The sequence below is a fragment of the Brevibacterium picturae genome (assembly GCF_900105045.1).
GTDB classification, from domain to species: domain Bacteria; phylum Actinomycetota; class Actinomycetes; order Actinomycetales; family Brevibacteriaceae; genus Brevibacterium; species Brevibacterium picturae.
The window spans coordinates 2,712,678-2,725,580 of record NZ_LT629739.1; the positions used below are offsets into that span (position 1 = coordinate 2,712,678).

12 protein-coding genes and 1 tRNA gene are annotated in these 12,903 nt (G+C 63.2%); 5 read left to right on the forward strand and 8 right to left on the reverse strand.

What is annotated here, in order from left to right; all coding sequences use genetic code 11:
* Positions 1 to 53: 53 nt before the first annotated feature.
* Entirely contained in the window at positions 54 to 1,307 is a 1,254-nt protein-coding gene (locus tag BLT92_RS12475) for an FAD-dependent oxidoreductase (protein ID WP_092106005.1), read from the forward strand.
* Between the two features lie 18 nt (positions 1,308 to 1,325).
* On the opposite strand, the gene BLT92_RS12480 is transcribed toward BLT92_RS12475, so the two are convergent.
* On the reverse strand, positions 1,326 to 2,624 hold the full coding sequence (locus BLT92_RS12480) for a PH domain-containing protein (RefSeq protein WP_092106006.1): 1,299 nt from the start codon (positions 2,622 to 2,624) through the stop codon (positions 1,326 to 1,328).
* Positions 2,625 to 3,083: 459 nt separating this feature from the next.
* On the opposite strand from BLT92_RS12480, the gene BLT92_RS12485 reads away from it, so the two are divergent.
* Positions 3,084 to 3,335 carry a PspC domain-containing protein gene (locus BLT92_RS12485; protein ID WP_092106007.1) on the forward strand — a complete coding sequence of 84 codons (252 nt, stop codon included), beginning with the start codon at positions 3,084 to 3,086 and terminating at the stop codon, positions 3,333 to 3,335.
* 82 nt (positions 3,336 to 3,417) lie between these two features.
* Here BLT92_RS12485 and BLT92_RS12490 read toward each other — a convergent pair.
* Both BLT92_RS12490 and BLT92_RS12495 read right to left on the reverse strand, forming a co-directional pair.
* Positions 3,418 to 3,490, reverse strand: a tRNA-Lys gene (locus tag BLT92_RS12490).
* A 161-nt stretch (positions 3,491 to 3,651) separates the two neighbouring features.
* Positions 3,652 to 4,590: a hypothetical protein gene (locus BLT92_RS12495; protein ID WP_092106009.1), complete on the reverse strand. Its 939-nt coding sequence runs from the start codon at positions 4,588 to 4,590 to the stop codon at positions 3,652 to 3,654.
* A 191-nt stretch (positions 4,591 to 4,781) separates the two neighbouring features.
* On the opposite strand from BLT92_RS12495, the gene BLT92_RS12500 reads away from it, so the two are divergent.
* The 3 genes from BLT92_RS12500 to BLT92_RS12510 all read left to right on the forward strand — a co-directional run bounded on the left by BLT92_RS12500 (position 4,782) and on the right by BLT92_RS12510 (position 7,308).
* Positions 4,782 to 5,372: a hypothetical protein gene (locus tag BLT92_RS12500; RefSeq protein WP_231938802.1), complete on the forward strand. Its 591-nt coding sequence runs from the start codon at positions 4,782 to 4,784 to the stop codon at positions 5,370 to 5,372.
* 256 nt (positions 5,373 to 5,628) lie between these two features.
* Positions 5,629 to 6,294: a DUF47 domain-containing protein gene (locus tag BLT92_RS12505; RefSeq protein WP_231938803.1), complete on the forward strand. Its 666-nt coding sequence runs from the start codon at positions 5,629 to 5,631 to the stop codon at positions 6,292 to 6,294.
* A 3-nt stretch (positions 6,295 to 6,297) separates the two neighbouring features.
* The gene (locus BLT92_RS12510; RefSeq protein ID WP_092106011.1) at positions 6,298 to 7,308 is read left to right on the forward strand and encodes an inorganic phosphate transporter; all 1,011 of its coding nucleotides are present in this window, start codon (positions 6,298 to 6,300) and stop codon (positions 7,306 to 7,308) included.
* 44 nt (positions 7,309 to 7,352) lie between these two features.
* On the opposite strand, the gene BLT92_RS12515 is transcribed toward BLT92_RS12510, so the two are convergent.
* The 5 genes from BLT92_RS12515 to pstA form a co-directional block, all read right to left on the reverse strand.
* Positions 7,353 to 7,793, reverse strand: a complete 441-nt coding sequence (locus BLT92_RS12515) for a DUF4383 domain-containing protein (protein WP_092106013.1) — start codon at positions 7,791 to 7,793, stop codon at positions 7,353 to 7,355.
* Between the two features lie 374 nt (positions 7,794 to 8,167).
* Complete coding sequence (locus BLT92_RS12520) at positions 8,168 to 9,970, reverse strand: ABC1 kinase family protein (protein WP_092109255.1); 1,803 nt, start codon at positions 9,968 to 9,970, stop codon at positions 8,168 to 8,170.
* 69 nt (positions 9,971 to 10,039) lie between these two features.
* Positions 10,040 to 10,597 (reverse strand): PadR family transcriptional regulator, encoded by a 558-nt coding sequence (locus BLT92_RS12525; protein ID WP_172802591.1) that lies wholly within the window; start codon positions 10,595 to 10,597, stop codon positions 10,040 to 10,042.
* Between the two features lie 294 nt (positions 10,598 to 10,891).
* On the reverse strand, positions 10,892 to 11,671 hold the full coding sequence (pstB, locus tag BLT92_RS12530; RefSeq protein ID WP_092106015.1) for a phosphate ABC transporter ATP-binding protein PstB: 780 nt from the start codon (positions 11,669 to 11,671) through the stop codon (positions 10,892 to 10,894).
* Positions 11,672 to 11,773: 102 nt separating this feature from the next.
* The gene (gene pstA, locus BLT92_RS12535; protein WP_231938804.1) at positions 11,774 to 12,889 is read right to left on the reverse strand and encodes a phosphate ABC transporter permease PstA; all 1,116 of its coding nucleotides are present in this window, start codon (positions 12,887 to 12,889) and stop codon (positions 11,774 to 11,776) included.
* Between the last annotated feature and the right edge of the window lie 14 nt (positions 12,890 to 12,903).

Genomic DNA, 12,903 nt, shown 5'->3' on the forward strand with positions numbered 1-12,903 from the left:
AGCATCGATTCTGTGCCCGCAATGCTGAGGAACACAATGCTGAGGAGGGTGTCATGACAGACGCCACGCACGACGAGTCCGATGTCGAATACGACTGCATCATCTCCGGCGGCGGGCCCGCCGGAATAGTCGCCGGTCTGCTCCTGGCGCGCGGAGGCGTGAAGGTTGTGATGCTGGAGAAGCACAAGGATTTCTTCCGCGACTTCCGCGGTGACACCATCCACCCGTCGACGCTGCGACTGCTCGACGAGCTGGGCCTCTACAACGAATTCGCTCGAATCACGCACCGCAGGGTGACCAATATCAGTCTCGCCGGCGACGACGGTGAGGACTTCATCCTCGGCGATCTGTCCAGGTTGAATACGCCACATCCGTTCATGACGATCGCACCCCAGTGGGACTTCCTCAACCTGCTCGCCAAGGCAGGGGAGGACGAGCCCGGGTTCGATCTGCGCATGGGCGTCGAAATGACCTCCCTGATCTGGGCTGATGACCGAGTCGTCGGCGTCCATGCGGACACTCCCGGTGGCCAGACGGCGCTGCGGGCCCCACTCGTCGTGGCTGCCGACGGTCGTTGGTCGAAGGCGCGGGACGAAGCGCAGCTGTCGATGCGGGAACTGCGATCGACGATCGACGTGTGGTGGTTTCGGATCGACACCACCCAACAGCTCGCTGAATCGATCGCTCCTCGCGCCGAGGGCGGCAATGTCTTCGTCGCAATTCCACGTGACGGGCACGTGCAGATGGCCCGCCTCATCCCGAAGGGTGAAGACGCACGGTTCCGTGAACAGGGCATCGAGTCTCTTCGCCGTGCGGTTGCAGAGACCTTCCCCGTGCTGGCAGACGACGTTGATGCACTCGAGATGGACGATGTGAAGCTGCTCGACGTCCGGCGCAACGAGGCCAGACGCTGGTTCATCGACGGACTGCTGTGCATCGGTGATTCCGCCCATGCCATGAGCCCTCTGGGCGGGGTCGGCGTCAACCTGGCGGTCCAGGATGGTGTGGCCACGGCCCGTCTGCTGGCCGAAGCCCTGCGTTCTGGGTCCGTGTCCACCCGCGATCTCAGGCGTGTGCAGCGCAGACGAATGCTGACGACGAAGGCCGTTGAGCTGCTGCAGGGCGGCATTCACGCGATGATCGAACCGGTCGTCCACAATGGCGGAGTCATCCGTCCCCCGGCACCGGTCGAGTGGCTGCTGAGGACGTTCCCTGCGCTGACTGTGGTCCCGGCTCGAATCCTCGGGATGGGTGTCACTCCCGAGCACGCTCCGGACTTCGCACATCGGAAGCCGGAGCCGGTCTGACCTGTGACACGGCTGGCCTCAGCCTCGGGTCCGACGCTGCCGAGCCAGCAGCTCGGCGAGCTGACGGCACTCGGCCTCCGACATCGATCCCAGACCGAACTGGGCGTCGGCGACGATCTGACTGGCGCGGTCGGTCAGGGCACGGCCTTTCGGGGTGATCTCCGCGAAGACCTCCCCGTCGTCACCGGGCTCCAGCACCCTCTCGATCAGGTCGTTGTCCTCCAGCCACCTGACCGAGGAGAAGGACGAGTTGGCCTCGACTTGAAGCTGATCGGTGAGCTCAACGAGGGGGAGAGCGCCTCGGTGGTCGAAGAACAGCAGGAGCAGAACCTCGTATCGTGCATACGTCAGGCCCATGGGACGGAGCTTCTCATCGAGATCGGTGATGAGCATCCGGTGGGCGTGCATCAGTTCCGTTGCCGTCTGCATCCGGTTCCGTTCGGGCCACCGCTGCTCCCAGGAGCGTGCCGCCATCGAAACGGGATCATTCAGTGCCGGTGATGCGCTCCCGATTCTCATCTCCTCCGAGTCCGTGAAGCCGTGACCGGTGTTGAGCTCCATCGTGGTCCACTCTTCGGTGTCCACGTCCGGACCCGCTCCTGTGCGCACCGCCGGATGCGCACCAGTTCTGACTCCCGCACTGAACCGGGGCTGGTGGCCAACAGCAATGTGGTCTGGAATGAGGTCATCATCGTCATCGGCAATAGTCTCGGAGCCGAACTCAGCGTCGGATTCGGGATAAATCTCCTCGAAGAGGTCTTCATCGCCGGGGACGTCTTCGTCGTCCTCCTCCTTGGCGTTCAAGGAGGAGATGGCCGAACGCAGTCCGGAGCGCTGAATCACAGTCTGAATGATCTGGTCGCGCTCGTCGGGTCGGCCGACAAAACGGATGTCGCGCAGCCCCTGGTCTTGGGCGGCTGACTCGAACACGAAATGCCCGTACCTGAAGACCCGGCCGACCAGCGGCTTGTGCACCGAGATGTCGAGGATACGTGACATCGGCATCGTCGCCTTGTGCTGAGTGAAGACCCCGTGGATTCTGAACACCCGCATATTCGTGATGACGAACCGGTCCATATGCACAGCCAGTCCGCGATACAACCCGAACAGGCCAATGGCAACCCCGACGCCCAACGGGATCGAGGCGAAATCGACAGGGACCACGAAGCTGATGGCCACGACGGCCAGACCGAGCAGGATGATGAGTGTGGGAGTGACGAAGGCGAGCGGGTGACGACGCACCTCGTCGACGATCTCTTCGCCCTCATCCGAGATGAGATGATTTTCGACCCTCGGGTCGGCCAATAACCTCAGCACGTCTGGGCGCCCGTCACACGCTTACGCGGACAGAGAAGAGAAGAACGTGACCAATGAGCCGACGCCGTTGCCCACTGCCTCGAAAGCGTTTCTGACTGCGTCGGCTGAATCTTCTGGCCGACTGAACAGATAGAACGCCACAAATATGACGACGAGCGTGAGGACGGCCTTTTTAACCCACTTCACAACGGACTCCTCTGTGCCGCGTCGCTGAGATTGCAGATGCGGACAATTGGTTGCACAACTCCATAAGCGTAACTGCCCTTGCCTCCCATTCACGAGGTGACGCGCCCAAAACCTGTGATCACGATCTCATATCCTGAGAATGGCACCTGCAGAGTCGCCGAGGTGGGCTCGCCCTTCCAGCCCGTCCACGCGGCCGTGATTATGGTTTCCCCCAACCCGGTTCGACGGTCAGCACCCCTGTTCAGAGCGCAGGAAATGCGTAGTGTTGAGGGTATGAGAAAACTATTCGATGCCATCCGCAATACCGGCTTCCGTCGCGGACCCGACAGGGTCTTGGGCGGCATCTCGGGAAGTCTCGCCAGGTCGACCGGCCTGAACGTTTGGCTGGTCCGTCTGCTGGTCCTCGCCTCATTCCTGCTTCCGGTCCTCGGAATCGGAGCCTATCTGATTGCTTGGGTCCTCACCCCGTGGCAGGACGGAAGCATTCCCCTTGAACAGGCATTCGGCGGCCGCCTCGAGCGGTGACCCGCGCGTAGCGCGGGACAACAGCGAAGAACCCCTCCGATAGCGGTGCTGACGCCGGATCGAAGGGGTTCTGTCGTTTGGGTGGGCCCCGTGGGGATCGAACCCACGACCCACGGATTAAAAGTCCGTTGCTCTACCAACTGAGCTAGAGGCCCCGCCCCAACCCGACCGCGTGAACATGCGCCACACCGGTGTTGTTGGAGACTCAATAATATTAGAGGTAAGGCACCCGAATACTCAAACCAGCCGACGGCCGGTCAAGCGCCCACACGACTCCGCTGCGCTATCGCCAGCAGCAACAGAGTCCGTGGCGAGGTCACTTCTCCAGTTCGGGACGGTCGTCTTCTGAGCGATTGTCAGTCGCAGAGTCCGTGTGCGAGGAGTCCTCTTCGGCCGCCTCGTCGATGACGTCGGACTCGATCGCCTTTTTCTTCTTGACCTTGTCCCGCAGTGCGGCGACGTTCTTCAGCCCCGCCAGCAGCTTGCGATCCTTCTTCGGTGCGACGTACTCAGGATCGGTTTCGAGCGGGAAGATCGTCGGCGCAGCGCCGAAGGCCTCCTTCGACTCGTCGGCGACCTTGCGTGCCATCTGGGCATTGACCACGCCGCCGATGATCGCGCCGATGCCGAAGGGCAGCAGACGGCCGATCAAAGAACCGCCGGCGCGAGCGGCAAATTTGCGGATGAAGGTTTTGCGGAGCTTGCGCAGCAGCAGATCGACGACCGGGGTAGGCAGCTGTTTGGTTACAGTCGAGCCCCAGTTGCTGAACATCGACTCCGTGCCGCCAGCCTGCTTATTGAAGCGCTGGACAAGGTTCTTCCCGTCCTTGCCGAGCATGAGACCCAGCACCAGTGCGTTCGCTCGTTTGGAATCCTGAACAGGAAGACCATGAATCTCCGAGATCGCCTGCGCGAACAGGGCCGTGCCTTCGAGGAAGCCAGCAGTCTCAGCGGTCGCCACACCCAGAGCGGCAGTTGTGCCGAGGCCGGGAACTGCAGCGGTCGCACCGACCGCTGCACCACCTGAGGTGGTCAGCGCGAGGTAGTGCCGACGAATGATCTTGATGAGCTCTTCCGGAGTCGCCTCCGGATTTTTGCGGCGCAGGCTGCGTACATAGGCAAGGGCCACTGGGCGTTGGACCGACAGAAGCTTCGAAAGCATCGACTGGGCGCGGGGATTGAGGGTTCCGTCTTCATTGACAGCAAGTTTCGCTGCCTTGTCCAGGCCCTTCTTCGCCACTGATGATTTTGCCACGGGAGTTCCTCCTCGGTGTCTGCACTTGCCACCTGCTGGTCGCAGGCACGAATCTGCTTCCAGTTTAATGGTGTCCACTGTGAGCCGGGCGAATAGACCCTGACCGCGAAGCGACAACGCATTCGCACGACCGACAACTGGCTCGGATGAGCGACCACTGGCTCAGAGTGGGGGACTAGACTGCTCTGACCATGACACAGCCACGCTTTCACCGCCCTATACCTCTGGCCGATCTCGATTCCGTCACCGCGACGAGTGACCCGGTGGCCAGATCGGAGACCTCTCACGCGACCGCAGCGCTCCTCCTCGGAGATTCGCGCGGGCAGCGCGATGAGGCTGCGACGAAGCGGTTCGTCGAGTTGGCCGACGACATCGGTCTCGAAGTCATTGCCGAAATGTGGTCTGCCGCGCCCGCGGTTTCCGCACCGGGAGCGCTCTGGCGCCTGTACGCGCTGCGCGAATGGATCCTCACGGCTCCTCGTGAGCTCACCGAAATGTTCGCCACCGGTCAGCGCAGGATAACGTCAGAGGGCCTCGGGCTCGACGAGATCCTCGCCGGAGTCGAGCTCCCGGCAGGCCCCGACGAGGTGGCTCGCGCCATCGATGAGATCTTGGCCGGTGCCTTCCGCGGGGATGTCGTCATCGCCCTGCTGCGCGCCGCGGCCTTCGTTAGGATGTGCGCCGAAGGCACCGCTGACTCCGAGGCTGCCACTCGTTTGCGCCAGTTCGCGAAGGACCTCAAAGATGCCGCCGTCTCCCACCGTCATGGCGGGCTGGACTGACCGATCCACTGCCGGGCCGCTGCGGACGCACCTCGTAGCGGGGTACCCGGCCACGGTCGCCCACTGTGAGATTTTCAACTATCGTTCACCCGCCTCGGCGGTGGACTCATGGGTGTGAGCGAGTATCGTGGTGGGTGGCCCTCGTGGCCACCGGACGCTGGATCTGAAGCCCCGGGCTCCAAATTCAGCCGCTTCGAGCGGCCTACCGCCGAGAGGCGCTCTCGGTTCAGCGTCCGGCACATACAATTGAAGCAACATGCACATTCGTCCGGCTCGACCGGGCCCCGGGCAGGAGGAGCGCATGCGGCTCAAACGAGTACCGCAGGACACTGTCTTCTATGAGCGACTGTCCGATCTGGTCGGGCAGATGAGGCAATGCAACCTGGTGCTTGCCGAGCTCTCCGGCATCGAAGTCAGTGAACGCCGGCAGGTCGCGGACCGCCTCCGCGAGATCGGTGATCAGGCCGACGAAGACATGGGAGCCGTGCTTCGCGCACTGCGCGAGAACTACATCACCCCCTTCGATCGTAATGACCTCTACCTGCTCGGTCATCACATGCGCGACATCTGCCACCTGCTCCACGGTGCGGGGTTCGTCCTCGCTTCGGAAGCATTCGACGAACTGCCCTCCGGCGTTCCCGAAACTCTCGCGGTCCTGTCCAATCAGACGGACCACACCTCACGAATGATCACTCGTCTGCCAGGCAAGCTCGATCAGTGGGACTACGTCGACAACATCAATCGCCTCACCTACCAAGTCGAAGCCCTGCAATGGCGAATGTCCGACGCCGTGCCGAACTCGAAGCGCGGGCTGACTTACATGGCCGCGGTCTCGCAGCTGGGGCAGGCTTTCGTCCGTGCCGCATACGGTTTCACCGAGCTGGGCAAGGTCGTCGCCGCCATCGCGATCAAGGAGTCGTAGTCCGTGGAGCTGCTCTTGGCGGGAGTCATCGTGACCGCGGTGATCTTCGCCGGTTCGAACGGATTCCATGACGCTGCGCTGACCATCGGCAATGCCGTCGTCGGACGATCCATCAACGCGGGCTGGGCTCTGGGCCTGGCCGTGGTCTTCAACTTCATCGGGGCGCTTCTGGGCGAAGGCATCGCCTCCGTCGTGGCCAACCAGATCGTTCACTTCGAGGGCGATCCCGAGGTCATCCTCACCTCCCTGATCATCGCCTTCGTCGCCGCGACGGCGTGGAGCCTGTTCACGTACTACCTCGCATTGCCGGTGTCCTCCACACACTGCCTCATCGGCGGTCTGCTGGGGGCCGGTCTGGTGCTGGGGTTCTCCGTCAACTCCTCCGAAGCGATCAACTCGGTGATCCTGCCGCTCGTGATCTCGCCGATCCTCGGGTTTGTGATCTCCTGGGGCCTCACCGCTCTGCTGTCCAAGGCCTTCGCGTCATCGCCGCCCAAGCCGCTCTTCCGTGGTGCCCGCATGGTCGACTCGGTGCTCACCTCCTCGCTGTCCCTGGTCCACGGCATCCAGGATGCGCAGAAGATCGCGGCTCTGGTCATGGTCGGTATGCTCGCTGTCGATACCAATCCGCACACGGAGCTGGCCGTCGTGGAGATCTCCTGGCCGGTGCGGCTCATCATCGCCGCAGCCCTGGCGATCGGCACGGGTTTGAGCGGATGGCGAGTGGTACGGACCCTGTCGGTGCGCATGGCCGGCCTCGACCCGCTGAAGTCCGCGACGGCCGATGCGACCTCCACGTTGCTCATGTACACGGCGGCACTCATCATGCGGGTCCCTGTGTCGCTGACCTTCATTCTCGGATCGGCGATCCTGGGCACGCAGTATGCCGGCCGCAGGGGCCGGCCCCGGGCCCGTTTCATCGTTCCCATCATCGGGGGCTGGCTGCTGACCATTCCTGCGGCCGCGGCACTGGCGATCTGCATCGGTCTGGTGGTCAGACTGCTGGTCGGCTGAGGCGTCACCACTGTGCCGCATCACAGCGTCACCGCGTCACCGCGTCACCGCGTCACGGAGGTGCGAGCCTTCCGGCCGAAGATGATGCCGGTTGTGATCATGGCCACGGCGAGCACGAAGTGCAGCCAGTTGTCAGCGGTGTTGAGCGGAACGAAGTTGCCCATCGATTCCATCGGAACTACGAGGCCGTAGATCCACAGCACCGCGTAGACGATGCCGCCGACGATGAGGTAGGTCTCGGCCAGCTTGCGTGACCTGAGCCCGAGTAGGCCGACGATGCCGAAGAGCAGATGGACGATGTTGTGCAGCACCGAGACCTGGAAGATTCCCAGCAGTGCGGCCTGAGAATGATGCCCGGCGAACATGATCGTGTCCAGGTCCGTCGTGATGCCTGGAACGAATCCGAGGATCCCCACCAGTAGGAACACGGCGCCGAACAGGCCCGAGATGACCTGGATAGGGCTGCGTACGGTGTGGGTGGTCATGACAATCCTTTCGAAGTCTCTCGTCGTACACCAGCTGATTCGGAGCCGAGCGCGCGACGGATGGGTTCGGATCTGGATCTTTTCGCTAACAACGTGGCACGGGGGCCCGCACCGGCAATGCCGCTGGCTGAGTTCCCTCGCGCGCGGAGTGCCTCTCACCAATGTCGCGGTCGAACAGCGTGCAGACAGCCTAAAAGCCGCAAACGGTCGGTAAGTCCTGGTCGATCCAAGGGCTTGAATCGACCAGGACTTACCGACCGTTGGGCTCTGCCCCGGCGAGTGGACGCGCAGGGGGCTGGTTGGCAGCGATTGGAAGTTTCAGTCTGAGCTGTCGGTGGGTCGGATGACCGCCCGTGTTCACAGACCGCACCTTCTCACAGCCGTCGGTGTCTGCGGCTGAACGCCCTGTGTCGCAGCATGGTGAGCAGACTGTGGATCAGCGCCGGCACCGAGGCGATGAGCAGCAGCACCCCGCCCAGAGTCGTTGCGCTCAACAGCACCGCACCGGCGATGACGAAGCCGGTGAACAGCACCGCCGAGATCACCCCGCTGGCCAGGAGCTCGAGACCGGCAACCCGACGATCCAGCTTGGGCGTGGCCACCGAGAGTTCGCCGTTCTCGAGCCTCTGGACCAGGCTGTCGAGCCGTCCCGGAAGACCCAGCGTCAGACGCACGAAGGTGAGCGCTTCCTTCGCCACAGTACCGGCGGCGCCGCCCTTCTCCTCCTCGATCAGCTCGCTCGCATAGGGTTCGACGACCTCCCAGATGTTGAACGAAGGGTCCAGAGAACTGCACAGACCCGACACCATGGACAGCGAGCGGATGATGAGGAAGAGGTTCTCCGGCAGCTGCACGGGCAGATCCCGCACCACCGATTCGAAATCCGTGGAGAAGGCTCGCAGCTCCTTCTCGTCGACGTCGCGCAGCTGAGCGAACCCCATGCCCCCGAACCGGGCGAAGAGCCCGGTGAGGGAGCGTTCGAGTTCGTCCGTATCTGCGCCGTCCAGCAGAACGCCGATGAGTTCGACGCTGGCGACGAGGCGGCGGGAGTCCCGCATGGCCACGGCGATGATGAGTTCCCGCAAGCCCGTTCGCAGGGTCTCGGGCACATGTCCCATCATCCCGAAGTCGACGAAGGTCAGATGCCAGCCGGTCTCCGCCGAGGTTGTTGTCGAGTGGGCGGGAGTGACGAAGATATTGCCGGGGTGGGGATCGGCGTGGAAGAACCCTGTGCGGAAGAGCTGGTCGAACATCGTGTGCGCGAAGGCAGCGGCGACCTCGTGGGGGTCGATCCCGGCTCGATGCAGCGCAGTGACGTCATTGGCCTTGATCGCTGTGACGTCCTCCATGGTCAGCACCTGCGGTGTGGTCTGCTCCCAGACGATTCGCGGAGCCTGCACCCGGTCCGAGCTGGTCGATCGGTCCGACTTGGACCCAGAAGGGGCAGTGTCTACCGAACCAGTCGCCGAACCCGCTACCGAATCAGCTGCCGACGCAGCCGCATCCAGGGCGAAGGCCTCCGCATTCGCCGCCTCGTGGAGATAGTCGATCTCCTCGAGACTGACATGGGCGAACTCTTCGACCAGCGCCGGCATATCGACGCGGCGGGAGATGAATCGGACGCGGGAGAGCCATCCGGCGATCCGGCGCAGGGCTCGCAGGTCGACCTCGACGACATCGGCGATTCCCGGCCGCTGAACCTTGACGACCACCTCGGCGAATCCGAGCTCTGCGGCCACGCTCGGGGCCAGAGTCGCTGAGTGTGCCTGCCCCAAGGACGCTGCCGCTAACGGGCGAGTGTCGAAGGAGGCGAAGGCGTCGGTGAGCCCCATTCCCAGCTGAGCCTCGGCGAGAGTGCGGATCTGCGGGTAGGGGACCGGTGAGACCTCGTCCTGCAGGCCCTCGAGCTCCCTGGTGATCTCGGGCGGCAGCACATCCTTCCGCGACGACAGGAACTGTCCGACCTTGATCATCAGACCGCCGAGTTCCACGGCCAGGACGCGGAACCGCTTGGCCGTCGACCGCCACCGTTCTACCCGACTCCGCGCCGCGAACCGGCCCAGGCCGATCCGCGGCAGCGTCATCTCGAACCACCAGGCCAGAACCATCTGAGCTGCTGCAAAGCGGAGAATGCGACCGTATCGCGCCCTGAGGCTTCGCCTCTGATCGGGCTTCATCGGGGTGGTGGGTTCCGGTGCGGCGCGGTCCTCTGGCGGCACGCGCCGCTCGGTTCCCGCCGTCACCGCTCAGTCCTCGGCGAGGATCGAATACAGCTTGCGCTTGGTCTCCTCGAGCGCGGTGACCGCCTCCGCGACCTGTTCCTTGTTGCCGGATCGGCCGACCTGAGCTGCGGCCTGGGCCAGCTCGACGCCGGCCTTGGCCAGGTTTGCAGCCCTGGGCGCGTCGGGCTTCTTCGCTGATTCCCACGGAGCATTGGACTCCGGCTCGGATGCGACCTGTTCGCGTCCGGCCTCGGTGAGGGAATAGGTCTTGCGTCCGCTGGAGGACTCCGAGCTGATGAGTCCCTCATCCGTGAGCAGCTGCAGCGTCGGGTAGACCGATCCCGGGCTGGGCTTCCAGCTGCCGCCGCTGCGCTCTTCGATCTCTTGGATGATCTGGTACCCATGCATCGGCGCCTCGGCCAGGAGTGTGAGAATTCCGGCGCGGACATCCCCGCGATTCATGCGGAATGGCTGTTTGGGGTTGAAAGATGAGCGCAGCTGCTCCACCGCTTCCCAGATATTCGCCCCGCCCCAATCGCCGTTTCGACGAGAGAAACCTCCGTGCGTGAATGGCTCGTTCATGATGACCTCCAGGTTTGTTCGTATCGCTCTGACGATATATAACGATATATCGGCGATGGGTTGCTGGGAAGATCATTCGACCGATCGCGGAGGCAATTCCCAGACCGTGTTCAGACAGGCACGACGAAGGGGTGCGGCAGTGACGCAGCAGCCGCCTCGGCGAATGCAGCCGATCGGGAAACAGACAACGGTTGGTCTGTTCTGCTCGACCCGCGCGCCGCTGAGATCGTGCAGAACATACCAACCGTTGAGTATTGCCGAGGCCGCTGAGTGTTCCCGCGACCCGAATTCAGATCAGCCGAAGCGGCCGGAGATGTAGTTCTCGGTCTCTTCCTTGTCAGGGTTGGAGAAGATCGTCGAGGTGTCGTTGAACTCGATGAGCTTGCCCGGCTTGCCGGTGCCCGCGATGTTGAAGAACGCGGTCCTGTCGGAGACTCGAGCGGCCTGCTGCATGTTGTGAGTGACGATGACGACCGTGTACTGGTCCTTGAGGTCGTTGATGAGGTCCTCGATGGCCAGGGTGGAGATCGGGTCGAGCGCGGAGCACGGTTCGTCCATGAGCAGGACCTCGGGCTCGACGGCGATCGCGCGAGCGATGCACAGGCGCTGCTGCTGGCCACCGGAGAGTCCCGAGCCGGGCAGGCTGAGACGGTCCTTGACCTCGTTCCAGAGGTTCGCGCCGCGCAGCGCACGTTCGGTGAGGTCATCGGCGTCGGACTTCGAGATGCGCTTGCTGTTCAGGCGCACGCCGGCCAGTACGTTCTCCTTGATGCTCATCGTGGGGAACGGGTTCGCACGCTGGAAGACCATGCCGACCTCGCGACGCACGTTGACCGGGTCGACGCCCGCGCCGTAGATGTCATTGCCGTCCATGAGGACCTGACCGGAGACGGAGGCGCCCGGAATCACTTCGTGCATCCGGTTGAGTGTGCGCAGCACGGTGGACTTGCCACAGCCCGAAGGGCCGATGAGGGCTGTCACCGAGCGGGGTTTGATCTGCATTCCCACACCGTCAACAGCGCGGAAGTCGCCGTAGAAGATGTCGAGATCCTTGATGTCGATCTGCTTGGACAATGTGTTTCCTTATCTTTGGGAACGTCTGTGGCAAGTTCTGCGTAAGTCTGTCGTGCGTTTCGGTTTTCCTGCAGTGCGGTGAAGTGCGTTGCAGGAGACGCGTCAGCGCCCTGTCTTCGGGGCCAGCACTTTTGCGATGACACGTGCCAGGAGGTTGAGGAACATGACCAGTGCGACGAGGACGAGCGCTGCTGCCCAGGCACGTTCCGAGCTGGCGATGGCGGCCTCGCCGGGGGAGACAGGACGCAGCTGCGAATCGTAGATGTAGGTCGGAAGCGTCGACATCCAGCCGGAGAACAGGTTCCAGTTGAGGTTCTTCGCGAAGCCGGCTGTGACCATGATCGGCGCGGTCTCACCGATGACGCGGGCGATTGCGATGGTGATGCCGGAGAGGATGCCCGACACCGAGGTGGGCAGGACGATCTTGACGATCGTCTTCCACTTCGGCACGCCCAGAGCATAGGACGCTTCACGCAGGTCCATCGGCACGAGCCGCAGGATCTCCTCCGTATTGCGCACGACGATCGGAATCATGAGCACGGACAAAGCCACCGCGGCGGTGAAGCCGGTCTTTGCGATGCCCGCAGCCTCCGGCATGACGAGGTTTGCGATGGTAGAGAACAGGGCGAAGGCGAAGAGGCCGGCAACGATCGAGGGGATGCCGGTCATCACGTCGACGAGGAAAGTGATGGCCTTGCCCAGTCTGTTTTTGCCGGCGTACTCGACGAGGTAGATCGCGGTCAGCACGCCGATGGGGATCGAGATGACGCAGGCGGCGATGGTGATCAGAACGGTGCCGACGATCGCGTGGTAGAAGCCACCGGCCAAGGTTGCTTCGCCGGCGACGTACTGCTGGTCGAGGATGCCTTTCATGCCGAGCATCGTGCGGGACAGGAGGTCGCCGTTGATGGCGGCTCCGCCCTTGGAGACGGTCAGCCAGAGCAGAGAGATGAGGGGAACGCATGCGAGGACGAAAGCGGAGGTGACGACGGTCGTGGCCACCCGGTCAGTGGCCTTGCGGCGGCCTTCGTAGGACGCGGAGAGCGCGAACACGGCCACCATGTTGATGAGTCCGGCGAGGACTGCGACGACGGGGATGTTGAAGCCGCCGAAGATGAGGAAGCCGATGACGATCGCGACGATGATGGAGGCGACCGCAATGACCCAGGGGGTGGCCTGGGGCAGCTGCTTCGAGGTCAGGTTGCGCGACGTGGTCATCGAACTGTTCGTAT